Annotated in this window: 24 protein-coding genes; 9 read left to right on the top strand and 15 right to left on the bottom strand. The window is 32.4% G+C overall.

The window, feature by feature from the left end:
- Positions 1-10: 10 nt before the first annotated feature.
- Complete coding sequence (locus ASC41_RS01010) at positions 11-910, top strand: metallophosphoesterase family protein (protein WP_055434782.1); 900 nt, start codon at positions 11-13, stop codon at positions 908-910.
- Here the strand turns inward: ASC41_RS01010 and ASC41_RS01005 are convergent.
- The 8 genes from ASC41_RS01005 to trmB all read right to left on the bottom strand — a co-directional run bounded on the left by ASC41_RS01005 (position 907) and on the right by trmB (position 6,278).
- Complete coding sequence (locus tag ASC41_RS01005) at positions 907-1,248, bottom strand: hypothetical protein (protein WP_055434781.1); 342 nt, start codon at positions 1,246-1,248, stop codon at positions 907-909. The genes ASC41_RS01010 and ASC41_RS01005 overlap by 4 nt on opposite strands.
- A 74-nt stretch (positions 1,249-1,322) precedes the next feature.
- The gene (locus tag ASC41_RS01000; protein WP_055434780.1) at positions 1,323-1,655 is read right to left on the bottom strand and encodes a 2Fe-2S iron-sulfur cluster-binding family protein; all 333 of its coding nucleotides are present in this window, start codon (positions 1,653-1,655) and stop codon (positions 1,323-1,325) included.
- 45 nt (positions 1,656-1,700) lie between these two features.
- The gene (locus ASC41_RS00995) at positions 1,701-2,762 is read right to left on the bottom strand and encodes an NAD(P)/FAD-dependent oxidoreductase (protein WP_055434779.1); all 1,062 of its coding nucleotides are present in this window, start codon (positions 2,760-2,762) and stop codon (positions 1,701-1,703) included.
- Between the two features lie 204 nt (positions 2,763-2,966).
- Positions 2,967-3,209 (bottom strand): NifU family protein, encoded by a 243-nt coding sequence (locus tag ASC41_RS00990; protein ID WP_055434778.1) that lies wholly within the window; start codon positions 3,207-3,209, stop codon positions 2,967-2,969.
- A gap of 2 nt (positions 3,210-3,211) precedes the next feature.
- On the bottom strand, positions 3,212-4,348 hold the full coding sequence (locus tag ASC41_RS00985; RefSeq protein ID WP_055434777.1) for an Mrp/NBP35 family ATP-binding protein: 1,137 nt from the start codon (positions 4,346-4,348) through the stop codon (positions 3,212-3,214).
- Positions 4,349-4,587: 239 nt separating this feature from the next.
- Positions 4,588-4,920, bottom strand: a complete 333-nt coding sequence (locus tag ASC41_RS00980) for an MGMT family protein (protein WP_055434776.1) — start codon at positions 4,918-4,920, stop codon at positions 4,588-4,590.
- A gap of 51 nt (positions 4,921-4,971) precedes the next feature.
- Positions 4,972-5,601: a LysE family transporter gene (locus ASC41_RS00975; RefSeq protein WP_055434775.1), complete on the bottom strand. Its 630-nt coding sequence runs from the start codon at positions 5,599-5,601 to the stop codon at positions 4,972-4,974.
- Between the two features lie 2 nt (positions 5,602-5,603).
- Positions 5,604-6,278, bottom strand: a complete 675-nt coding sequence (gene trmB, locus ASC41_RS00970) for a tRNA (guanosine(46)-N7)-methyltransferase TrmB (protein WP_055434774.1) — start codon at positions 6,276-6,278, stop codon at positions 5,604-5,606.
- A 179-nt stretch (positions 6,279-6,457) separates the two neighbouring features.
- Between trmB and ASC41_RS00965 the strand changes: the two genes are divergently transcribed.
- A complete protein-coding gene (locus ASC41_RS00965) occupies positions 6,458-7,507 on the top strand; it encodes a glycosyltransferase (protein WP_055434773.1) in 1,050 nt (349 codons plus the stop codon).
- Here the strand turns inward: ASC41_RS00965 and ASC41_RS00960 are convergent.
- Positions 7,490-8,527 (bottom strand): sensor histidine kinase, encoded by a 1,038-nt coding sequence (locus tag ASC41_RS00960; RefSeq protein WP_055434772.1) that lies wholly within the window; start codon positions 8,525-8,527, stop codon positions 7,490-7,492. The two genes, ASC41_RS00965 and ASC41_RS00960, sit on opposite strands and share 18 nt — an antisense overlap.
- On the bottom strand, positions 8,528-9,211 hold the full coding sequence (locus ASC41_RS00955; RefSeq protein WP_055434771.1) for a response regulator transcription factor: 684 nt from the start codon (positions 9,209-9,211) through the stop codon (positions 8,528-8,530).
- Positions 9,212-9,447: 236 nt separating this feature from the next.
- On the opposite strand from ASC41_RS00955, the gene ASC41_RS00950 reads away from it, so the two are divergent.
- The 4 genes from ASC41_RS00950 (at position 9,448) to ASC41_RS00935 (ending at position 14,357) form a co-directional block, all read left to right on the top strand.
- Complete coding sequence (locus tag ASC41_RS00950; protein WP_055434770.1) at positions 9,448-11,784, top strand: T9SS type A sorting domain-containing protein; 2,337 nt, start codon at positions 9,448-9,450, stop codon at positions 11,782-11,784.
- Positions 11,785-11,940: 156 nt separating this feature from the next.
- Positions 11,941-12,681, top strand: coding sequence for a T9SS type A sorting domain-containing protein (locus ASC41_RS00945; RefSeq protein WP_055434769.1), 741 nt, complete (start codon positions 11,941-11,943; stop codon positions 12,679-12,681).
- A gap of 189 nt (positions 12,682-12,870) precedes the next feature.
- Positions 12,871-13,851, top strand: coding sequence for a LuxE/PaaK family acyltransferase (locus tag ASC41_RS00940; protein WP_055434768.1), 981 nt, complete (start codon positions 12,871-12,873; stop codon positions 13,849-13,851).
- A gap of 62 nt (positions 13,852-13,913) precedes the next feature.
- Complete coding sequence (locus ASC41_RS00935; RefSeq protein WP_055434767.1) at positions 13,914-14,357, top strand: YHS domain-containing (seleno)protein; 444 nt, start codon at positions 13,914-13,916, stop codon at positions 14,355-14,357.
- Positions 14,358-14,933: 576 nt separating this feature from the next.
- Here the strand turns inward: ASC41_RS00935 and tyrS are convergent.
- On the bottom strand, positions 14,934-16,244 hold the full coding sequence (gene tyrS / locus ASC41_RS00930) for a tyrosine--tRNA ligase (protein WP_055434766.1): 1,311 nt from the start codon (positions 16,242-16,244) through the stop codon (positions 14,934-14,936).
- Between the two features lie 89 nt (positions 16,245-16,333).
- On the opposite strand from tyrS, the gene ASC41_RS00925 reads away from it, so the two are divergent.
- Positions 16,334-17,344, top strand: coding sequence for an NAD-dependent epimerase/dehydratase family protein (locus tag ASC41_RS00925; RefSeq protein WP_055434765.1), 1,011 nt, complete (start codon positions 16,334-16,336; stop codon positions 17,342-17,344).
- On the opposite strand, the gene ASC41_RS00920 is transcribed toward ASC41_RS00925, so the two are convergent.
- The 3 genes from ASC41_RS00920 to ASC41_RS00910 form a co-directional block, all read right to left on the bottom strand.
- Entirely contained in the window at positions 17,341-17,793 is a 453-nt protein-coding gene (locus ASC41_RS00920) for a DUF4296 domain-containing protein (RefSeq protein WP_055434764.1), read from the bottom strand. The genes ASC41_RS00925 and ASC41_RS00920 overlap by 4 nt on opposite strands.
- Before the next feature lie 113 nt (positions 17,794-17,906).
- Positions 17,907-19,253: a dihydroorotase gene (locus tag ASC41_RS00915; protein WP_055434763.1), complete on the bottom strand. Its 1,347-nt coding sequence runs from the start codon at positions 19,251-19,253 to the stop codon at positions 17,907-17,909.
- 4 nt (positions 19,254-19,257) lie between these two features.
- Positions 19,258-19,980 carry a polyprenol monophosphomannose synthase gene (locus tag ASC41_RS00910; RefSeq protein ID WP_055434762.1) on the bottom strand — a complete coding sequence of 241 codons (723 nt, stop codon included), beginning with the start codon at positions 19,978-19,980 and terminating at the stop codon, positions 19,258-19,260.
- Positions 19,981-20,251: 271 nt separating this feature from the next.
- On the opposite strand from ASC41_RS00910, the gene ASC41_RS00905 reads away from it, so the two are divergent.
- Both ASC41_RS00905 and ASC41_RS00900 read left to right on the top strand, forming a co-directional pair.
- Positions 20,252-20,899, top strand: coding sequence for a DUF4271 domain-containing protein (locus ASC41_RS00905; protein ID WP_055434761.1), 648 nt, complete (start codon positions 20,252-20,254; stop codon positions 20,897-20,899).
- Positions 20,900-20,921: 22 nt separating this feature from the next.
- On the top strand, positions 20,922-21,668 hold the full coding sequence (locus tag ASC41_RS00900; RefSeq protein ID WP_055434760.1) for a uroporphyrinogen-III synthase: 747 nt from the start codon (positions 20,922-20,924) through the stop codon (positions 21,666-21,668).
- A gap of 77 nt (positions 21,669-21,745) precedes the next feature.
- Here the strand turns inward: ASC41_RS00900 and pckA are convergent, their stop codons facing one another.
- Positions 21,746-23,362 carry a phosphoenolpyruvate carboxykinase (ATP) gene (pckA, locus tag ASC41_RS00895; protein ID WP_055434759.1) on the bottom strand — a complete coding sequence of 539 codons (1,617 nt, stop codon included), beginning with the start codon at positions 23,360-23,362 and terminating at the stop codon, positions 21,746-21,748.
- Between the last annotated feature and the right edge of the window lie 47 nt (positions 23,363-23,409).

Raw genomic sequence — 23,409 nt, 5'->3', positions numbered from 1 at the left:
AAATTCGTTTATGTTATCATCTAAAAAAAGATTAGACCGCGCTTACAAAGAAGCTAAAATTATCGAATTCGATAATGATAGTAAAATTATACTATTTAGCGATTGCCATAGAGGTGACAATAGTTTCGCAGACGATTTTGCTAATAACCGAAATATTTATTTTCATGCTTTAAAGCATTATTTTGCTGAAGGTTATAGCTACTGTGAAATTGGTGATGGAGATGAGCTTTGGGAGAACCTTTCTTTCGATTCTATTTTAAACGCACACAAAAATGTTTATATGCTTATGAAACTCTTTCATAAGGATAATAGGTTGCATATGATTTGGGGAAACCACGATATGGTTTATAGAGATCCTGAATACGTAAAAAAGAATTTATCTACTTTTTTCGATCCTAAAACTGGTGAGAATGTCGAGTTGTTTAAAGATATTAAATACCATGAAGGTATTATTTTAAAACACTGCCTAACAGATCAAGAAGTGTTTTTAACACATGGACATCAAGCAGATTGGTGGAATTACACCTTTTGGAAATGGAGTAGGTTTTTAGTGAGAGTACTATGGAAACCTTTAAACGTTATGGGTATTGCAGACCCAACAACTCCTGCTAAAAACTACAAAGAACTTATTAAAGTAGAACGCAGAACAAAAAAATGGATTACAGAAAACAATAATTTAATTACAGTTGTTGGTCATACACATAGACCACGTTTTCCAAACCCAGGAGATATTGCTTTTTTTAACGATGGTAGTTGTGTACACCCAAGAAGTATTACTGGTATTGAAATTGAAAACGGAGCCATTTCACTTATTAAATGGCAAATAGCTACTACAGATGATGGTACTTTGCAAATTGTAAGAGTTTTACTAGAAGGACCAACGCCTCTTACAGATTACAAAACCAATTAGATTAATATATGTCGCTTACTCACAAACTCAGCTTTAGCCATACTTGATTTAATTGACATTAGTTTTTCTTCTAAAATAGATTTTTCTATATAAGTTTTACTTCTACCTAACACGGTATTAGTATTTGGATTTTTAAGAAAGAAACACCAGCTACCACAACTTAGTTGTCTCATTTCGAAAGCAGTATTTTTAATACTGTTACGTCTAATAGAAGCAATTAATCTTAGGCATAAGTTTTTATATTCGCAGGCAATACTTGTAAATTCTATTGCGTCTGTACTGTTATACAATACTCTATAATCTGTGGGTTTAAATGATATGATTTCGAATGAGGCCATAATGTCTATTTATACTTCATTTACGAAGAAAATAGCATTAGGGTTTTAGAAAATTAAATATTAAAAAAAGGAAATTAACTCTCAGGAGCCAACTCTACAACCAAGCCTTCCATTTCTGGAGTCATTTGTATTTGGCAACCTAAACGCGAATTATCTTTAACATTAAAAGCTTCAAAGAGCATCGCCTCTTCGTCATCTTGCATTTCTGGAAGTTTAGTATCACTAGTAACATAACACTGACAAGAAGCACACATTGCCATGCCTCCACAAATACCAATAGTGCCTTCTGGAGCAAGTTCGTAAGAGCGAACAACTTCCATTAAATTCATAGCTATATCTGTTGGCGCTAACACTTTATGCGCTACACCATCTCTATCTGTAATTGTAATGTTTATGTCTTGTTCCATTATTTTAGTAACTAATATTTAGCAACATGCAGTTAGTACTTACTATTATTCAATTTTCTTAACTACTGCCTTTGGTGATTCTTTTCTTGTTCCATCGAAACCATCAATACCAGCAACGGTTGTATATTTTAATACGTAACGTTTTCCTGGATTAATAATTTTGTAAGCAGATTGACACATTAATGTAGCTTCGTGGAAACCACATAGAATTAATTTTAACTTACCTGGATATATATTTACATCTCCTATTGCAAATATGCCTGGAATATTTGTTTGGTAGTCTAAACTATTATCCACTTTAATCGCATTTTTCTCAATCTCTAATCCCCAATTAGCAATAGGTCCTAATTTTGGAGATAAACCAAATAATGGAATAAAGTGATCACACTCAATTTCAAATTCTTTTTCTATATGCGCAGATTGCTTTACAACAACACCTTTAACTTTATCTGTACCTAAAATCCCTGTTATTTCGGCAGGAGTAACAAGGTTAATTTTTCCTGCATTTTTTAGTTCTTGTACTTTATCTACAGAATCTAAATGTCCACGGAATTCGTTTCTTCTATGTATTAAAGTTACCTCTTTAGCAACATCGCTTAAAAAAATACTCCAATCTAAAGCCGAATCTCCACCACCTGCAATGACTACTTTTTTATCTCTATAGACTTCAGGATCTTTAATCATGTATTCCACACCTTTGTCTTCAAAATCTGCAATGTTGTGAATTAAAGGTTTTCTTGGCTCAAAACTTCCTAATCCTCCAGCTATAGCTACAACTGGAGCTTGATGTTTTGTGCCTTTATTTGTGGTTACAATAAAGCTACCATCTTCTTGCTTATCTATAGTTTCGGCACGCTCACCTAATGTAAAACCAGGTTCAAACTGCTTACACTGCTCTAATAACTTATAGGTTAAATCTCCTGCAAGAATTTCTGGATAAGCAGGAATATCGTAAATAGGTTTTTTAGGATATAATTCTGAACATTGCCCACCAGCTTGAGGTAAAGCATCTATTAAATGGCATTTTAATTTTAATAAGCCAGCTTCGAAAACGGTAAATAAACCTGTAGGTCCAGCACCAATAATTAGAATATCTGTTTTAATCATATTTTACTGCGAAGGCAGGAAACTAATAATTTCTGCCTATTATTTTAAACCTGAAAACAGGTGTTTTAACTTAATTGTAGAGTACAAATTTCTAAAAAAAATCTGGTACAGATTATGACAATTGTCACTATTTTAAAAACTAATAATCCTCCTTAGAAAAATAAAACTTAAAGCCATTTTGTAAAAATATTGTCTTTACAAAAATTATGCTTCTATATTAATTACTTGCTCTATTTGCGGCGCGTATTTTTTAATAGTCATTTCTACGCCAGATTTTAATGTCATTTGGTTTACACTACAACCAACGCAAGCGCCTTGTAATTGTACTTTTACCAATGTACCATCTTCTATAGATAATAACGAAATATCTCCGCCATCACTTTGTAAAAACGGGCGAATTTCGTCGAGTGCTTTCTCTACATTTAATCTTAAATCTTCTTCGCTCATATTTACTTTTTTACAGCTGAACAACCAGCCATTGTTGTAATTTTTATTGCTTCAGTTTCTGGTAAATTCTCATTTCTATTTACCACTTCCTGCACTACATTTTGAGTAATCGTTTCGAAAGCTTTTTCTAATGGTGTTCCTGTTTGCATTGCTGCTGGTCTACCAAAATCTCCTGCTTCACGTATACTCTGTACTAAAGGTATTTCTCCTAAAAGTGGTACACTTAAATCTTCGGCTAAATGCTTAGCACCTTCTTTTCCGAAGATATAATATTTATTATTTGGCAATTCTTCAGGTGTAAAGTATGCCATGTTTTCTATAATTCCTAAAACGGGTACATTAATGCTTTCTTGCTGAAACATTGCAACTCCTTTTTTAGCATCGGCTAAAGCTACATTTTGTGGTGTACTAACAACAACGGCTCCAGTAATTGGAAGCGATTGCATAATACTTAAATGTATGTCTCCAGTTCCTGGAGGAAGATCTAATAGTAAGAAATCTAATTCTCCCCAAGCTGCATCAAAAATCATTTGATTTAATGCTTTTGCTGCCATTGGTCCTCTCCAAACGACCGCTTGATCTGGTTTTGTAAAGAAACCTATTGATAATATTTTTACACCGTAGTTTTCTACAGGCTTCATTTTAGATTTACCATCTACTGTTACAGATAATGGTTTCTCTAATTCTACATCGAACATAATTGGCATTGATGGCCCATAAATATCGGCATCTAAAACACCTACTTTAAAGCCCATTTTTGCTAATGTTACTGCTAAATTTGCTGTCACAGTAGATTTCCCTACTCCTCCTTTTCCAGAAGCAATAGCAACAATGTTTTTAATACCAGGAATAGTCTTTCCTTTTATTTCGTTAGTAGCCGCTTTTTCTGGAGCTTCTACTTTTATGTTAATTTTTATTTGTGCTTTTGGATGCACTTTTTCGTGAATAACCTTAAGTATTTCTACCTCTGTTTTTTTACGTGCTTGTAAAGCTGGATTTTTTATTGTGATGTCTACAATTACCTCATCGGCAAAAGTAACTACATTTTTAACTGCTCCACTATCTACCATATTCTGTCCTTCGCCAGGAACTGTTATCGTTTTTAGTGCGTTTAATACCTCTTGTTTTGTAATTTTCATATTATATCTAGAAAAAGAGATTTGAGAAGAGAAAATAGATAAAAACTAAATGCTCTAAAGCCTGCTCTTAATTATAATTTAATTCAGAATGATTCTAAAAGCAAAGATACTATTTAAAGGCTGAAGAATAAAGTGGTTGTTTGAAGATTTTTAAATGGCACAATAATCAAAACCAATTGCTAAAACTGCTCATTATTTGTAAGGTTTGAAGACTTTGTAGTACAGCAAGATATTGTGTATTATAGCAACTCTTTTGTTGGATCCCAATACACCGATTTTAAATCTTGGATTTGGTTTTCTACTACAACAATTCCTTCATTTTCTAACAGTTGTTGCATTAAGTTTGTACCCTCAAAATGATGCTTTCCTGTAAGTAATCCTTTTCTATTTACTACACGATGTGCTGGAACATCTTTAGCATGAGATCCATTCATAGCATACCCAACCATTCTTGCACTTCTTGGCGCACCAAGATAATTACCAATAGCACCATAACTGGTTACTCTTCCGTAAGGAATTAGCTTTGCTACTTCGTAAACTTTCTCGAAGAAATTAAGCGTTTCTGGTTTCATTTGTGGGTTTGCTATAGTTTTAGTAATTAATCATTTATAAAAATGATTTAACTACATATCTTTAATAATATTTACCAATGTTATTATCGAAATTACTCCTGTAATAACTCCAATAGTAAAGTTCATTCCTTTTTGACTTTTTATTTTTTTACTACTTATTTTTTCGAAAAAGAAAACATAAATATAAAGCATAACAAAAGTTCCCGTAGCAGCACCTGCAACATAAGTTGTTATACCTACTGGATTTAATTTAATCCATTTAAAAGACACAAAAGTAATAGCCATATAGGCTTGGTATGGGATTGGAAATACATTTAAAGCCGATAATAAAACACCTTGAAAAAAGCGACTTTTTTTACTTTTAACGTTAGACTCCACATTAGGCTTATCTGTTTTTTTTGCAACTACTAAAAAATAAATAGTTAAAAGCACAAACAACACAAAAGCAACACGTTGCATAATATCTACAACATCTGGATGGCTAGTTAAATATCTTGCAAAAACAAGTGCTATTAACGTTTGTAAAATAACAATTACACAAACACCAACAGAAAACACTAAACCTCTAGTATGCCCTTCTTTTATACTAACCTTAGCAGCAGTCATGTTTAATAATCCCGGCGGAATTACGCCAACAAACGCAACAAGTAAAGCAATACAAAAAGTTAAAGTTATCTCCAAATTTATTTAATTTTGAATCTAATATACGTAATTGGTTTGTTTTGCTCTAAATAGATGCTTTCGTAATGCGTTTGAATACTAGTAACTTCTTCTGGACTTCCTTCTTGTTTGTACACATTATGGTTTGCATACAATACTTCGTGTCCTGCACCATGTAATAACCCAAGTGTATAACCGTGCATAAATTCGCTATCGGTTTTTAGGTTCATTACACCATCTGCTTTTAAAATCTTTTTATAGCGTTCTAAAAACACAGCATTCGTCATTCTATGTTTTGTACGCTTATATTTTATTTGCGGATCTGGAAAAGTAATCCAGATTTCATCGACTTCATTTTCAGCAAAAGCATGATCGATAAGTTCAATTTGTGTTCTTAAAAAAGCAACATTAGGAATGTTTTCTTCAATTCCTGTTTTTGCACCTCTCCAAAAACGCGCACCTTTAATATCTACTCCAATAAAGTTTTTGTTTGGATATTTTTTGGCAAGATTTACAGAGTACTCTCCTTTTCCACAGCCTAATTCTAAAATTAACGGATTATTATTTTTAAAATGTTTCTCGTTCCAATGGCCTTTCATTTCGTAATCTGTACCAACTAAATCTTCTCGTTTTGGTTGATATACGTTAGAGAACGTTTCGTTTTCGTTAAATCGCCTAAGCTTATTTTTACTTCCCACTGCTGTAAATTAATTTTTGGCAAAAATAAAGAATTTTTTATAACCAACTATCCTCAAGACAGCGCAATAAAGGTATTCCTTAGTTTCACGTTTGCGCAAACATAAAACCGATAGACCTTTTTCACTTTTAAAAACCTAATTATAAGAAAGCTTGATAATGATTATCTTTGTTATTTATTATGATGAAAAAAATTCTAATCGCACCACTTAATTGGGGAATTGGCCATGCCACACGCTGTATCCCAATAATTAATTGGCTTTTAAACAGCAACTTTACGCCAATAATTGCGAGCGATGGAGACGCCTTATTATTACTACAAAAAGAGTTTCCAAATCTGGAATCTATAGCATTACCTGCTTTAAATATTACCTATCAAAAAAAAGGAAAACACCTAGATTTTAAACTATTTACGCAGTTACCTCATATTTTAAAAACACTAAAAGCCGAGAAAAAAGCTATTAAACATATTATTAATACGCATGAAATAGATGGCATAATCTCCGATTGTCGTTTTGGTGTTTACAGTAAAAACATTCCGTCGGTAATTATTACGCATCAATTAAATGTATTAAGTGGCAATGCAACTTATTTTAGTTCGAGGTTAAATCAGCTTCAGCTTAAAAAATTTAACGAAGTTTGGATTCCCGACTTTAAAAACAATCCTAATTTAAGCGGAAGGCTTGGACATTTTACAAAAAAATCGAAGTTAAAAATCAAGTTTTTAGGTCCGTTAAGTAGACTAAACAAAACCGAAACCGAAACCAAATACGATCTTATGGTTTTATTATCTGGTCCAGAACCTCAGCGCTCGTTACTAGAAAATAAATTAGTAAAAGAGTTACACTATTTTAAAGGTTCGGTTTTATTTGTAAAAGGAATAATAGAACCAGAACAAACCAAAACTACAAATGGAGCGTTTACTGTTTATAATTTTATGACTTCTGAAGCATTAGAAAAAGCAATAAACAGCAGTAAAACTATTATCTGTCGTTCTGGCTACACTACCGTTATGGATTTAGCAAAAATAGGAAAGAGTGCTTTTTTTATACCTACTCCCGGACAATATGAGCAAGAGTATTTAGCACAACGTTTTACAGCATTAAAATTAGTGCCTTCTTGTGCGCAAAAAGAATTTAACTTAAATAAATTAAAAGATATTAAAACTTTTAAAGGCTTAAATATGGAATATAACGCGCCAGATTTAAAGGTGTTATTCGGCCTTTTCTAGTGTAAAAGAAAACTCACTACCTACACCAAAATCACTTTCAATATAGATTTTCTCATCGTGAGCCTCTATAATATGCTTTACAATAGCCAAACCTAAACCAGAACCACCTTCTTTTCTAGAACCACTTTTATCGACTCTAAAAAAGCGCTCGAATAATCTTGGAATATTCTCTTTTATTACACCTTCTCCATTATCTGTAACACGAATAATAACTTTGTTTTTAATAAGGTTTTCTACACTAATTTCTGTAGTTCCTTTTTCTTTACCGTATTTAAGAGAATTTACTACCAAATTACTAAGCACTTGCTGTATTTTTTCTTTGTCGGCAATTACCATAATTGGCTTTACATAATCTCTATCGAAAGTAAGTGTTATATTCTTTTTAGATGCTTTCATCTCGAACAAATCGAACACATCTTCTATAAGTTCTATAATATTAAAAGTCTGTACTTGTATGCGAACATCGCCAGCCTCTAACTTAGTAATCATGTCTAAATCTTTTACAATATAAACCAGTCTTTCTACACCTTTACTTGCACGATCTAAATACTTATCTCTTATATTTTTATCTTCGGCAGCACCATCTATTAATGTTTCTAGATAACCTTGCACTGTAAATAATGGTGTTCTTAATTCGTGCGAAACGTTACCTAAAAATTCTTTTCGGTATTCTTCACGAATTTTTAATGTTTCAATCTCTAGTTTTTTATCTCTGGCAAACCTATCTATTTCGGCAGTAAGTGTTGCCATATCTGTAGTAACAGGTCTTTTTCTAAAAGTAGTAGACTCTAAAAGAGTAAGATCTTCGTATATTTTATTAATACGTTTATAAATAAAGTTTTGAGCGCGGTGTTGTATTACAGAAAAAGATAACCCGTAACAAACACAAACAAACAAAAAGAGATAAAACCAATTTATAGTATAAAACGCATACAAAAACACGCACATAGCTAACGATAGTACAACTGTAATGTGTAAAGATGTTTTTAACGCAAATTTATAGGTCTTTTTAATTTTCATTTATTCCACAAACTTATAACCAACGCCTTTTACGGTTTTAAAAGAAGCATCACCTATTTTCTCACGTAGTTTTCTAATGTGCACATCTATTGTTCTGCCACCAACAACAACATCGTTTCCCCAAACCTTATCAAGAATCTCTTCTCTTTTGTAAACTTTTCCAGGTTTAGAAGCTAATAAAGACAATAACTCAAACTCTTTTCTTGGCAATACAATTTCTTTACCTTTAATAGATATTTTGTATTCTTCTCTATTAATAATAATGTCTCCAATTTTTATTACAGGAATACTAGCATCCTCAGTTTTTACACGTCTTAATAAAGCTTTCACTTTACTAACTAACACTTTTGGTTTAATAGGTTTGGTAATATAATCATCGGCACCAGCATCAAAACCTGCTACTTGAGAGTAATCTTCGCCTCTAGCAGTTAAAAATGTAATCACCGTATTTTTTAACTCAGGTACTTTTCTAATAAGTTCGCAAGCCTCGATACCATCCATTTCAGGCATCATAACATCTAAAACAATAAGTTGTGGTTTTTCGGCTTTAGCCAAAGCAACACCTTCTATACCATTACTTGCAGTAAATACTTGGTACCCTTCTTGTGTTAAATTATAACCAACAATTTCTAGAATATCTGGCTCATCGTCTACTAGTAGTATTTTAATGTCTTTTTTATTCATTAGAAATCTTTATTTAAGTATTATTATTTGCGCCAAAGATAAAAATATTAAAATACTTCTATAAAAATTACAAATTAGTAACATTATAATAACATAGAAAATCTTTAACCTTACAACTCAACAAGTTATCTTATCTATATATTATTTAATCGTTAATTTAGAACTATAACTACCTAAATGTTAGCACAAAGCAATAAATTATTTTTATATTTGTAACTTAATATAAATATATAATTATGAAAAAAATTTACTTTTTATTATTAACTCTTTTAATCTCATCTGTTTCTTTCGGGCAAGGTTTAGAAGATTTCACGAACTCACTAGCTACAGGAAGTTATGCAGACGATAGTTTTGTAGGAAACGATGGTGTAACTTGGAGTTATATCCATTCTAGAGATGCCAATGGAGACAACAACGGCTCTGGAATAAACTTACCAGCTTTAATGCTAAGAAGAGTTGCAGAAGGAAGTAAAATTACTTCTAGCACAATATCTGGAGGTATTGCAGATTTTTCTGTAAAACTTTACAAAGGATTTACAAGTGGTGGAGATAGACAAGTAGAATTGTTTATTAACGGTACTTCTTATGGATTATCTACAGCTTTTGATGATAATACTGAACAAACATTTAATGTTACTGGAATTAATATTCCTGGAAATGTTGTTATAGAAATTGTAAACCCAACAACTAAGCAAATAATTATTGATGATATTTCTTGGACAGGCTTTTCTACTGCTTGTGGTGTTTTATTTAGTACAGAAAGCTATACTTGTAATGCCAACACTGTTGGAGATAATAACGATTCTGTAACTATTAATATTCCTTACACAGGTTCTGATGCAGCTATTACTGCTGTAACAACAACTTCTGGCGGTACAATAGGAGGAGACAATCCTGCTACTGTAGCAAATGGAACTATTACAATTACAGGCCTTATGGAAGGTGCTGCTTGGGATGTTGCTTTAGTTGGTGGAGATTGTGGTGCTATTAGCGCCTCTGGAACTGTACCTGCTGCAGAATGCGACCCAATACCTAATACTTGTTTCGATTTAAGTACAGGTTCTGAGTTATTTGAATTAGTAGCAATCACTCCAAATAGTGGCTCTAACAATAATGGAACTTGGGAAGAAAATGCTGGTTCTTACAGTGCAAATGGATATTGTGGTGGCGGATGCGCTGAAGCTACAGAAAGCTGGTTAGTATTTGGACCATTAGATATGACAGGTGTTACAAACCTAACTTTAGATTTTAATGCTGCAGAGCAATTTGGAACAACAGATTTAGTTGTTGCCTATACAGCTGCTTATTCTGGATGTCCTTCTGGATCTACTTGGACAACTGCACAAACAATTACAGATGCAGGTGCTGCTAGTGTAGATGTTTCTGCTGCTGCTGGAACCGAAGTTTTTATTGGTATTCAATATTTAGATGACGGTACAGATAGTTACTCTAACTGGACATTATCTAACGTAGCATTAAATGCTTTTGGAACTTGCCCAACTTTAGGAGCAAGACCAACTTCTAACTGTATTGTTTGCGATGTAACTTTACAAACAGAAACTTATACTTGTCTTGCAAATACTGCTGGATCTAATAACGATGGTGTTACTGTAGAGATTGCTTATACTGGAGTAGAAAGTAACATTACATCTATAACTACAACATCTACAGGAACTATAGCTGGAGACGACCCAACTACTATTGCAGATGGTACTATTACAATTACAGGACTTACTGAAGGTGATGCATGGGATTTAACAATTAATGGTGGTGATTGTGACGGAACAACAATTTCTGGTACAGTAGCTGCTGGAGAATGTGATCCTGAAATTATTGTTATTAACGAAATTAATGCAGATCCAAGTAATGCTGCAGGTGAAGTTGGTGATGCTAACGGTGATGGTACTGCAGATTTTAGTGAAGATGAATTTATTGAGTTCAACAACACAGGTTTAACACCTATTGTTATGGACAACTATACAATAGAAGTAAATGGTACTTTACGCCACACTTTTACAGCTTACACTATACAACCAGGTAGTTTTGTTACTGTTTTTGGAGGAGGAACACCTACAGGTATTCCTGGTGAAGTACAAGTATCTAACGAAGGTACTAGTGGATTATCTTTAACTAACGGTGGAGCAACTATTGTATTAAAAGATAATGTTGGTGCAGAATTAGTTTCTTACACATACTCTGGAGCTGGAAACAACCAATCTATTGCTCGCGAACCAGATTTTACTGGTGCTTTTGTACAACATACAGCGATTATATCTAATCCTGTTTTATTTTCACCTGGTATTAATAACGATGGTAGTACATTATCTATAGTAGATTTTACTACAACTAATTTCTCTGTATACCCAAACCCAACAAACACAGGTTTTGTAAACATTACAACAACTGCTAACGAAGCAATTAATGTAACTGTTTTTAGTATATTAGGAAAGCAAGTTTTAACTGAAACAATAAACAACAATACTTTAAATGTTTCTACTTTAAACGCTGGTGTTTATATAATGACATTAAACCAAAATGGTGCTACAACTACTAAGAAATTAGTGATTAAATAACCCATATTAAGTAATTGTTAAAAAGGCTGATAATTTTTTATCAGCCTTTTTTTTATACATATATTTGGCCTAATTAATCTAACTAAACACAACAACAACAACAACAACAACAACAACAACAACAACAACAACAACAACAACAACAACAACAACAACATGAAAAAAATTTACTCTTTATTATTAACTGTTTTAATTACTTCTGCCGCTTTTGGGCAAAACGAATTTACTAATGGAAGTTTTGAAACTTTTACAGGAGGTGTGCCAACTGATTGGCACGGTGATAGATCTAGCATCTCTACATCTTCAGTAAATCAATCTACAGAAGCTCAAGACGGATCTTCTTCTGTTGCATTAGTTGCTGGTGGAAGTAGCCATAAACGTTTTACAAATGGAGCAATAACTGCAACTAACGAGGAATACAAATTAAGTTACTACTACAAAGGAAATGGAGATTTAAGAAATGCTTTTCATGATGGAGGTTATTCATCTTACACTTCTTACACAAGTGTAAACACTACAGTTTGGACTTTAATGGAGTATACTTTCACTCCAGATGCAGGAAACTTAGAAGTTATCTTTTCTGTTAGAAATACAAGTGGTGATGGAGTTTTAATTGACAATGCTACTTTAGTTCCTACTGCAACTCTTTCAACTCAAGAAGTTGAAAAAGCAACTTTTTCTATGTACCCAAACCCAACAAGTAATGGTTTTGTAAACATTAAAACAAGTAACAATGCAGCAACACAAGTTGCCGTTTACGATATTTTAGGAAAACAAGTTATTAATACTACATTAAATGGAGAGCGTTTAAACGTTTCTAAATTGAATGCTGGTGTTTATGCAGTAAGATTATCTCAAGGTAACACTGTAACTACTAAAAAATTAATGGTTAAATAATCACTATTTTTTTATACTTTTTAAAAAGAGTGTTGCCATTGGTAACGCTCTTTTTCTTTTTATACACTGTCCCTTATTATTAATGAAAATTTGTAAAATAGAGTCCGTTTTTTTTACAAGCTGTTCTTTAACTTTTACAAGCATTATTTACTACTTTTGTGTATTAGTAAACGACTATAGTATTTAAAAATGATAGACCCAAACCAAATTTTTAACATTAAAACCGAAGCCGAGTTTAATACTGCGGCCTTGCAAGTGTTTAAATTTCAGTTTGACAACAATCCTGTCTATCGTTCGTTTTGCGATTTACTTTACAAAAACCCAAGCGATATAAAAACAGTAGAAGCCATTCCGTTTTTACCTATACAGTTTTTTAAGTCGCACCACATATTAAGTTCTAGAGACCACATTGTAAAAACATTTTCTAGTAGCGGTACCACAGGTGGCGTAACTAGCAAGCATTATATTACAGATGTTAAAGTCTACGAAGACAGCTTTAACTACGGTTTTAATGCCTTTTACGGCGATATTAAGGATTATGTAGTATTGGCATTGTTACCAAGTTATTTAGAGCGCGAAGGCTCGTCTCTTATCTATATGGTAGATAGTTTGATTAAAGACTCTAATCACCCAGAAAGTGGCTTTTACCTGGATAATCTTTCCGCTTTAAGCGAAACCTTAAAACGTTTAGATAGCGAAGGAAAAAAGGTGTTACTTATTGGTGTATCGTTTGCATTGCTAGATTTAGTAGAAGCTTATACTTTTAACCTCAACAATACCATTATTATGGAAACTGGAGGCATGAAAGGCAGACGTAAAGAATTAATTAGAGAAGAGCTCCACCGTGTTTTAAAAACTGGTTTTGGCGTAGATGCAATACATAGCGAATACGGCATGACCGAGCTTTTAAGCCAAGGCTACTCTAAAGGTAATGGTGTTTTTAATTGTCCAAACTGGATGCGTATTATTACACGCGATACCGAAGATGCTTTAACCATACAAGATCGTGGTAAAACTGGCGGTATTAATGTTATCGATTTGGCAAACATTAACTCTTGTTCTTTTATTGCTACACAAGATTTAGGTCGTGTAAATAACGATGGTTCTTTTGAGGTTATTGGACGTTTTGATACTAGCGATATTAGAGGCTGCAACCTTATGGTTTTATAATTACTACAAAAAAAACAAAACCGCCTTTGTAAATTCTTCGTATGTATTTCGACACATGAGATATGAAATATATACTATACTTTTTTTTCTTCGGAATAATAACAAGCCAAGCGCAAACAGATTACAATACAAAAAAAGGTTTTATAGCCGAAGGTTACGATGTAGTTTCCTATTTCGATAATAAAGCCATAGAAGGACATAAAGATTTTACCACCACTTACGATGGTGCAAAATATAAATTTATATCTCAAACACATTTAGATACATTTACAGCAAACCCAAATAAGTACGTGCCACAATATGGTGGTTATTGCGCTTATGCAGTTGCCGAAAACGGAAAGAAAGTTTCCATAGACCCAGAAACGTTTGAAGTTAGAGACAATAAGCTCTATTTATTCTATAATTCTTGGGGAAATAACACTTTAAAATCGTGGTTAAAAAAAGATGTGAAAGGTTTAATAAAAAAAGCCGACCAAGGTTGGAAGACTATAGGTACAGAAGATTAATTTAATGAAGTGTTAATTGAATCTTTAATAGTTATGAAAAAGAAAAATTAGTTTTTAGTTGGTTAACTAATTTTTTATAAAAAGTCCGATTACAGCTTTGCATTCGGGCTTTTTTTTATTTGTAAGGTTTAATAAAAGAAGCCGACCAAGGTTGGAAGACTATTAGTAAAGAAGATTAATTTATTGATTTGTTAATTGAATCTTTAATAGTTATGAAAAAGAAAAATTAGTTTTTAGTTGGTTAGCTAATTTTTTATAAAAAGTCCGATTGCAGCTTTGCATTCGGGCTTTTTTTTATTTGTTAAACTTTACAAATTTAAGATTAGGAAGCTAGTAGAATAAATCGCAAATTTATTTTGAGATTTTACAGTTTTGTCGTTATCGTGAAGGTTTAAGATCTTAAAGTTTCGTTATTCCTACAAAGATTTTGAGGTATTACTATTCTGTCATTCCTGCGAAGGCAGGAATCCACTTTCATAATATAGATTCCTGCCTTCGCAGGAATGACAGAAAACAAAAAAAGCCTCACATGTTTAAAAAACGTGTGAGGCATATAGACTTAAAAAGAATATTGTTTTATACTACTTTTAAAATATAAGTATTCTTTTTCCCTTTGTTTAATACTACGTATTTATCGTGTATTAAATCTTGAGTTGTTATTTTATAATCTTCTTTTACCTTGTCTTTATTTACGGCAACAGCGTTTTCTTTTAGTGCTCTTCTAGCTTCGCTATTACTCTTTAAAAAATTAGTTTTATCTGCAAGAGCAGCAATCATATCTAATCCTTCTTCTAAATCTGCTTTAGTAACTTCGGCTTGTGGTACACCTTCAAAAACATCTAAAAATAAACTTTCGTTTAATGTTCTAATGTCTTCGTTAAAAGTTTTACTAAATAAAATTCCAGAGGCTTTTTCAGCATTTAAAAAATCGTCTTCAGAATGTACAAACGTAGTTACTTCTTTTGCCAAACGCTTTTGTAATAAACGTAAATGTGGTGTTTCAGTATGTTCTGCAATTAACGCTTCTATAGTCGCTTTATCTAAAAACGTAAATATTTTAATATACTTTGCAGCATCATCATCGGTAGTATTTAACCAAAATTGGTAAAACTTGTAAACCGAAGTTTTGTCTGTATCTAACCATACATTACCACCTTCACTTTTACCAAATTTAGAGCCGTCTGCTTTTGTAATTAATGGACACGTCATGGCATACGCTTTTGCCTGGTCTTCACCATCGTGCATACGTCTTACTAGCTCTGTTCCTGTAGTTATGTTTCCCCACTGGTCGCTTCCTCCCATTTGCAATTTACAACCCATTGTTTTGTATAGGTGGTGAAAATCGTAACCTTGAATTAATTGGTATGTAAATTCTGTAAAACTCATACCAACGTTTCCTTCGTCTCCAGATAAACGTTTTTTAACTGAGTCTTTAGCCATCATGTAATTTACTGTAATACGTTTTCCAACGTCGCGAGCAAAGTCGATAAAGCTAAAATTCTTCATCCAATCGTAGTTATTTACTAAAACTGGAGCATTTTTATTAGTAGAATTAAAATCTAAAAATCGAGATAAAACACTTTTAATACCGGCTACATTGTGAGCTAGGGCAACCTCGTCTAATAAATTACGCTCGTCGCTTTTTCCCGAAGGATCACCTATCATTCCGGTAGCACCACCAACTAAAGCAACAGGCTTATGTCCTGCTTTTTCAAGGTGTACTAATAAAATAATCGGGACTAAACTACCAATATGTAACGAATCGCTAGTAGGATCGAAGCCTATATAAGCTGTCGTCATCTCCTTATTCAATTGCTCTTCTGTTCCTGGCATGATGTCGTGTAACATACCTCTCCAACGTAATTCTTCTACAAATGTATTAGCCATTTTATGCTTGATTTTGTGTATTGATTCGCAAAGATAAAAATAGCTATATAATTTAAGATGCTATATTGAATATTTATTACCTTCGACTTATGATTTTAGTTACAGGAGGAACCGGATTTGTAGGCGCACATTTGCTTTTTAAATTATTAGAAGAGAAGCAAACTGTTCGTGCTATTTATAGAAATGAAAAAAAGTTTAATACTATAAAACGTATTTTCTCTTATTATTCTAATACCGCCGAAGCTCTTTTTAACTCTATCGATTGGGTTGAAGCCGATTTAAACGATATTCCTGCTTTAACCGAAGCTTTTAAAGATGTAACACACGTTTACCATTGTGCAGCATTTGTATCTTTCGAGCCCGATAAATTCGACTTATTACTAAAAACAAATGTAGAAGGTACCGCAAACATTGTTAATCTTTCTATTGCCTTTAATGTTACAAAATTGTGTTATATAAGTTCTATTGCTGCTATTGGAGAACCAAAACCAGGAGAAATAACTACAGAAGACACCGAATGGAATCCTGAAACAGATAATAGTGTGTATGCTATTACAAAGTATGGTGCAGAACTAGAAGTTTGGCGTGGTACACAAGAAGGCTTAGATGCCGTAATTGTAAATCCTGGGGTTATTATTGGACCTGGAATATGGAAATATGGTAGCGGTTCTATTATAAAAACAGTAGCTAATGGTTTAAAATATTATACTAAAGGCAGTGTGGGCTATGTTGCAGTAAACGATGTTGTGAATGCCCTTTTTACACTTATGCAAAGCGATGTTAAAAACGAACGTTTTATTTTAGTATCTAAAAATTGGACTTATAAAAAATTCTTAGCTATTTGTGCAGAGGCTTTAAGTGTAAACACACCTAAAAAAGAAGCTAAAAATTGGTTATTGCAAATAGGTTGGAGACTAGATTGGTTAAAACATAAAGTTACCGGTAAAAGAAGAATACTAACAAAGCAACTTGCAGACTCTTTAGTATCGGAATCTCAATTTAATGGCGATAAAATTAAAGCACACGTAGATTTTGAATATTCAGATTTAGAAACAGAAATAAAGGAGACTTGTAAATTCTATTTAAAAGACAAGAACTAGTCTTTTTTATCTACACGTTTTAAAAGCTTGCCTTTACTCGATTTTAAAGTATCGTTTTTACGTTCTTTTTCTTTTTCTTCAGCTTCTTTTGCTTTTTCTTTTTCCTCGATAGCTTTATACTTATCTCTTGTAACGCTTAAACTATCTTTTACACGTTTGTAAATTGCGTCGTATGTTTTTATATCAAAAGCATAATATGCATTGCTTTCAGCAAAAGTAATACTATCTATATTGTTTCTCTTGTAAATATATTCGGCTGGTACAATACCATTATCTTCTAACTTCTTTTTATTAACACCTTTAGAAGCGGACATTATAGCCATATCTACTAAGACACTAACCATTTTATCTTCAGAAATAAGATTTTCTGGTTTCTCTGGTTTACTAAAAGTATAACACGAGCTTAATGTTAAAAACAATACTAAAAATGAAAGGTGTGTAATTTTCATGTGCTTATATTTAATGCCTTTAATGGTATAGTTACTTCACTAACCATTAAAGGCTATACTTTTTATTAATTATTCCTTTTCGGAATAACAAAACCATCTACTATTCCAGATTTCTATCTATCGAACGTTAATTGCTTTGCATATTTAGTATCATAAAACTTAAAGTTTTTATATGCTAAACCTCCATTTACAAAGGTATGCGTAATACGCGATTTAAATGTTGTACCCTCAAAAGGAGACCAACCACATTTATATAAAATGTTATCTTTTTTAACGGTCCATGGATTATTTAAATCTACAACAACTAAATCTGCATAATAACCTTCTTTAACGTAACCACGTTTTTCTACATTAAATAATATAGCAGGATTATGTGCTGTTTTCTCAACAATTTTCTCAATAGATATTTGTCCGCGATGGTGCATCTCTAATAAAGCTGGTAAAGCGTGTTGTACTAATGGTCCTCCAGAAGGCGCTTTAGTGTACACGTTATTTTTCTCTTCTATTGTATGTGGTGCATGATCTGTTGCAATAACATCTATTCTATCGTCAAGCAATGCTTTTAATAATTGTTCTCTATCTTTTTCTGTCTTTACTGCTGGATTCCACTTAATTAAAGTGCCTTTCTCGTCGTAATCCTTATCGCTAAACCACAAGTGGTGTATACAAACCTCTGCTGTGATTTTTTTATCTTTTAGCGGTATTTTATTACTAAACAACTCTGTTTCTTTACCTGTAGACACATGGAATACATGTAATCTTGCTCCAGTTTTCTTTGCTAATTCGATAGCTTTAGAAGACGATAAATAACACGCTTCTTCACTTCTAATTATAGGATGCAAGTTTAAAGGAATATCATCTCCATAACGCTCCATATAAACTGCAGTATTTGCTTTAATTGTTGCTTCATCTTCACAATGAACAGAAATTAGCAAATCTGTACTTTTAAATATTTTTTCTAAAACCTCTGGATTATCAACCAGCATATTTCCTGTAGAAGAACCTAAAAATAATTTTAGTCCAGCAACTTGTTTTGGATCAACTTTTAAAATTTCCTCAAGGTTATCATTAGTCCCACCAAACATAAAAGAATAATTAGCATAAGCTGTTTCTTTTGCTATAGCGAACTTATCGTTCAACTTTTCTATAGTTGTAGTTTGTGGGTTTGTATTTGGCATTTCTATAAACGAAGTAATACCACCAGCAATTGCTGCGCGCGACTCGGTTTCTATATTTGCCTTATGTGTTAAACCAGGTTCTCTAAAGTGAACTTGATCGTCTATCATTCCAGGAATAACATACTTTCCTTCGGCGTCAAATACATTAACGTTTGCAGATTTTGCACTTATAGACGTATCTATTTTGGTAATAAATTCACCTTCAATTAATATGTCTCCATTAAAAATTGTGCCTTCATTTACAATCTTGGCATTTTTAATAAGTGTTATTTTATCGCTCATTATCTTATTTATTGAATATACTTTTAAATTTCATTGAGACTACTCCAAATATTGCTTCAGAAATAATGCCTGTGCTTAATTTAGATTGTCCTTTTGTTCTGTCTGTAAAAATCACTGGAACTTCCACAATTTTAAAATGTTTTAAATAGGCTTTAAATTTCATCTCTATTTGAAAAGCGTAACCTATAAATTTTATATCATCAAAATTAATACTTTCTAATACACTTCTATGGTAGCAAATAAAACCTGCTGTACTATCGTTAATGCGCATTCCTGTAATTAAACGCACATAAATAGAGGCTCCATAAGATAATATAATTCGGCTTAAAGGCCAATTAACAACATTTATGCCTTTTACATAACGTGATCCAATACTTAATGCTGCACCTTTTTCGTGGCATGCATTATAAAGCCTTACTAGGTCTTTAGGGTTATGAGAGAAATCGGCATCCATTTCAAAAACATACTCATACGTTCTTTCCAAACACCATTTAAAACCATGAATGTAAGCAGTCCCTAAACCCGATTTTTCTTTTCTAACTTCTAAAAATAAAGCATCAGGATATTTACTTTGTAACTCCCTTACTTTATCTGCAGTCCCATCTGGAGAATTATCGTCTACCACCAAAACATGAAACGCTTTTTCTTGACTAAAAACAGCCTCGATAATAGCATCGATGTTTTCAATTTCGTTAAAAGTGGGTATAATTACAACAGCGTCTTGCATTAAAAGTCTTTAATTAAACGAACTCATTCCTTTTTATTGTTTGATAAAAATGCCAATATTCAACCACTCTTTGGTTCTTTTCTGTTTATAGCTTAGACTACAAAACATAAAAAAACACTTTAAGTAGTTCTCTTTTAGCACTAATTTTAGCTACAATAGAAAAAGCTTAAATAAGTTCTTGGCAAATGTACATAATTTGACAATTGCTTTTTTATAAAAATTTCTTAATAAATGATGCATCGCCTTGAGAATTTTATAATAATTTTACGGCATGCTAAGAGAAGTCCTTTCAACCGAACTATATACCATATTACTTGTAATTTGTCTTGTTCTTGTTGCAATCACTAAACTTTTATTCCCAAAACGTTTTAGAGACTTTCAAGTATTATTAATAAACTTTAGATATTTAAAAGTTTATTCTAGAGAACAGAAGTTTTTTGACCTGTTTGAAGGCTTACTTTTTTTAAATCTCATTATTAGCTTAACCGTTTTTACATTACTATGCTTTAATTTAAGTGTAAACCTTCCAAAAACTGAATACATAACGCCACCAAAACTAGCCTTTGGTATTAGTATTTTATTTCTTATTAAAATACTATTAGAACGTTTAGTAAGTAGCATTCTTAATATGGATGCTATTATTGATAACTACATTTTTTTAAAAGTGAGTTATAAAAACTTCTTAGGTCTATTACTAATACCGATTAATGCTATCCTAATGTATTCTTGGTATCCAACACATACAAACACCTCTATTTTTGTAGTATTGTTGGCCTTAATTAACGTTTATGGCATCCTATTATTTATAAAAAATAATCTTAAAACTATAAAAAAGAATTGGCTCTATTTTATTTTGTATCTTTGCGCACTTGAAATTTCACCTTATCTAGTTTTGTATAAGTTATATACACTACAATAAGGTCTTAAAAAGCTATTAGAATATGAAAGTAAAAACCATTTTAGTATCGCAACCGGAACCTAAAATAGAAAACTCACCATATTTCGACTTGTCAGAAAGACAGAAAGTTAAAATAGATTTTCGTCCTTTTATTCATGTAGAAGGTGTCCCTTCTAAAGAAATTAGACAACAAAAAATCGATCTTGGTAAATTTACAGCCATTATACTAACCAGTAGAAACGCAGTCGATCACTTTTTTAGAGTAGCCGACGAAATGCGTTTTAAAGTGCCAGACAGCATGAAATATTTTTGCCAGTCTGAGGCCGTAGCCTACTACCTTCAAAAATACGTAGTATACAGAAAACGTAAAATTTATGTTGGTAAACGTACATTTTCAGAACTTTCTCCTTTAATTAAAAAATATAAAGACGAAACATTTTTATTACCTGCAGCTGATAAACTTAAAGCAGAAGTGCCAGAAGTTTTAAATGGTTTAGGTGTAAACTGGAAAGAAGCTGTTTTTTATAAAACTGTAATTAGTGATTTATCTGATTTAGAAAATGTTACTTATGATATATTAGTATTCTTTAGCCCAAGTGGTATTGATTCTTTATTTCATAATTTTCCAGATTTCGAACAAAAAGATACGAGAATTGCAGTGTTTGGAAACACAACAATAAAAGCTGTAGAAGCAAAAGGTTTAAGAGTCGATATTGCTGCTCCAACACCAGAAACACCTTCTATGACAATGGCTTTAAAAAAATACATTACGCTTGTAAATAAAAAATAATAACACTTATTATTTTATATCTCATAAAAAAAGGCTTCTCTATCGAGAAGCCTTTTTTAGTTATAGTTTAGTTATACTTAGTAAGCATAACGTTGTGGTCCACCACGTCTTATTTCTTCGCTTGCATTATCTTCAAACTGTTCAAAGTTTTTTCTAAATGCGTTTGCTAATTTAAAGGCAGTATCATAATATGCTTTATCATCTTTCCAAGTTGCTCTAGGACTCAACACTTCTGTTGGTACTCCAGGACATGATCTTGGTTGCGCAACTCCAAATACAGAGTGAATATGGTAATCATCGTAATTATACAATCCTAAATCACCATTTAACACTGCACTAATCATAGCACGTGTATATTTTAATTTCATACGTTTACCAACACCGTAAGATCCACCAGACCATCCTGTATTAACTAACCATACATTAACGTTAGCATCTAACATCTTCTTACTTAGCATCTCTGCATACTTTGTTGGATGCAATGGCATAAAAGGCGCTCCAAAACAAGCTGAAAATGATGGCTGTGGTTCTTTAACTCCTGCTTCTGTTCCTGCAACCTTAGCTGTATAACCAGAAATAAAGTGGTATGCTGCTTGAGCTGGAGTTAATTTAGAAATTGGAGGCAATACACCAAAAGCATCTGCTGTTAAAAAGAATATATTTTTAGGATTCTTTCCTATAGATGGCTTCTTAATATTTTCAATATGATAAATTGGGTAACTTACACGTGTGTTTTGCGTAATAGAAGTATCTTCAAAATCTACTTCTCCTTTATCATTCATTTTTACATTCTCCAGAATTGCACCTTCTTTTATAGCTGCAAATATTTCTGGTTCTTGTTCTTGAGACAAGTTAATTACTTTAGCATAACAACCACCTTCAAAATTAAAGACAGTGTTTTCTGCAGTCCAACCATGCTCATCGTCACCAATTAAACTTCTGTCTGGATCTGTAGATAAAGTTGTTTTTCCAGTTCCTGATAGTCCAAAGAAAATAGCGGTATCATCATTTTTACCAACATTAGCACTACAGTGCATTGGTAAAGTATTTTTAAACACCGGAAGTATAAAGTTTAATGCAGAGAAAATACCTTTTTTAATTTCACCAGTATAACCAGTTCCACCTATAAGAGCTATTTTCTTTTCAAAATTTAAGATAGCAAAGTTATGTTGGCGTGTACCATCTTCTTCTGGATTTGCCATAAAATCTGGTGCATTTACGATAGTCCATTCTGGAGAGAAATCTTTTAACTCCTCTTCAGTTGGGCGTAAAAACATATTATATGCAAACATGTTACTCCAAGGAAACTCATTGATTACACGAATATTTAATTTATAATCTTCGTCTGCACAAGCATAACTATCTCTTACAAATACTTCTTTTTCAGATAAATAATCGACAACTTTATTATAAAGTTTATCAAATTTATCAGAATCGAAAGGAATGTTTATGTCTCCCCACCAAACGCGGTCTTTTGTAATATCGTCTTTTACAATAAAACGATCCATTGGAGAACGCCCAGTAAACTCACCTGTATTAACAGCTAAAGCTCCGGAAGACGCTTTCACGCCTTGTCCTTTCTCGATTGTTATATCTTGTAATTCTTGAGGAGATAATTGGTATTGAACATTAGCGTTCTTAATACCGTATTGTTCTAACGAAATCGATTTCGCAGATTGTGTATGGTTTACCATAATTTAGATTATTGTTTAGAGTGTAAAATTACACATAAATATGAGAT

Origin of the sequence: Lacinutrix algicola (assembly GCF_001418085.1) — a bacterium.
Taxonomy (GTDB): Bacteria; Bacteroidota; Bacteroidia; order Flavobacteriales; family Flavobacteriaceae; genus Lacinutrix; species Lacinutrix algicola.
This window is presented reverse-complemented; position numbering and strand designations above follow the sequence as displayed.

What these genes read in the sequence shown, in the direction of transcription:
- ASC41_RS01010 (WP_055434782.1), top strand. Translation starts at nt 11, where the DNA reads ATGTTATCATCTAAAAAAAGATTAGACCGCGCTTACAAAGAAGCTAAA.
- ASC41_RS01005 (WP_055434781.1), bottom strand. Translation starts at nt 1,248, where the DNA reads ATGGCCTCATTCGAAATCATATCATTTAAACCCACAGATTATAGAGTA.
- ASC41_RS01000 (WP_055434780.1), bottom strand. Translation starts at nt 1,655, where the DNA reads ATGGAACAAGACATAAACATTACAATTACAGATAGAGATGGTGTAGCG.
- ASC41_RS00995 (WP_055434779.1), bottom strand. Translation starts at nt 2,762, where the DNA reads ATGATTAAAACAGATATTCTAATTATTGGTGCTGGACCTACAGGTTTA.
- ASC41_RS00990 (WP_055434778.1), bottom strand. Translation starts at nt 3,209, where the DNA reads ATGAGCGAAGAAGATTTAAGATTAAATGTAGAGAAAGCACTCGACGAA.
- ASC41_RS00985 (WP_055434777.1), bottom strand. Translation starts at nt 4,348, where the DNA reads ATGAAAATTACAAAACAAGAGGTATTAAACGCACTAAAAACGATAACA.
- ASC41_RS00980 (WP_055434776.1), bottom strand. Translation starts at nt 4,920, where the DNA reads ATGAAACCAGAAACGCTTAATTTCTTCGAGAAAGTTTACGAAGTAGCA.
- ASC41_RS00965 (WP_055434773.1), top strand. Translation starts at nt 6,458, where the DNA reads ATGATGAAAAAAATTCTAATCGCACCACTTAATTGGGGAATTGGCCAT.
- ASC41_RS00960 (WP_055434772.1), bottom strand. Translation starts at nt 8,527, where the DNA reads ATGAAAATTAAAAAGACCTATAAATTTGCGTTAAAAACATCTTTACAC.
- ASC41_RS00955 (WP_055434771.1), bottom strand. Translation starts at nt 9,211, where the DNA reads ATGAATAAAAAAGACATTAAAATACTACTAGTAGACGATGAGCCAGAT.
- ASC41_RS00950 (WP_055434770.1), top strand. Translation starts at nt 9,448, where the DNA reads ATGAAAAAAATTTACTTTTTATTATTAACTCTTTTAATCTCATCTGTT.
- ASC41_RS00945 (WP_055434769.1), top strand. Translation starts at nt 11,941, where the DNA reads ATGAAAAAAATTTACTCTTTATTATTAACTGTTTTAATTACTTCTGCC.
- ASC41_RS00940 (WP_055434768.1), top strand. Translation starts at nt 12,871, where the DNA reads ATGATAGACCCAAACCAAATTTTTAACATTAAAACCGAAGCCGAGTTT.
- ASC41_RS00935 (WP_055434767.1), top strand. Translation starts at nt 13,914, where the DNA reads ATGAAATATATACTATACTTTTTTTTCTTCGGAATAATAACAAGCCAA.
- tyrS (WP_055434766.1), bottom strand. Translation starts at nt 16,244, where the DNA reads ATGGCTAATACATTTGTAGAAGAATTACGTTGGAGAGGTATGTTACAC.
- ASC41_RS00925 (WP_055434765.1), top strand. Translation starts at nt 16,334, where the DNA reads ATGATTTTAGTTACAGGAGGAACCGGATTTGTAGGCGCACATTTGCTT.
- ASC41_RS00920 (WP_055434764.1), bottom strand. Translation starts at nt 17,793, where the DNA reads ATGAAAATTACACACCTTTCATTTTTAGTATTGTTTTTAACATTAAGC.
- ASC41_RS00915 (WP_055434763.1), bottom strand. Translation starts at nt 19,253, where the DNA reads ATGAGCGATAAAATAACACTTATTAAAAATGCCAAGATTGTAAATGAA.
- ASC41_RS00910 (WP_055434762.1), bottom strand. Translation starts at nt 19,980, where the DNA reads ATGCAAGACGCTGTTGTAATTATACCCACTTTTAACGAAATTGAAAAC.
- ASC41_RS00905 (WP_055434761.1), top strand. Translation starts at nt 20,252, where the DNA reads ATGCTAAGAGAAGTCCTTTCAACCGAACTATATACCATATTACTTGTA.
- ASC41_RS00900 (WP_055434760.1), top strand. Translation starts at nt 20,922, where the DNA reads ATGAAAGTAAAAACCATTTTAGTATCGCAACCGGAACCTAAAATAGAA.
- pckA (WP_055434759.1), bottom strand. Translation starts at nt 23,362, where the DNA reads ATGGTAAACCATACACAATCTGCGAAATCGATTTCGTTAGAACAATAC.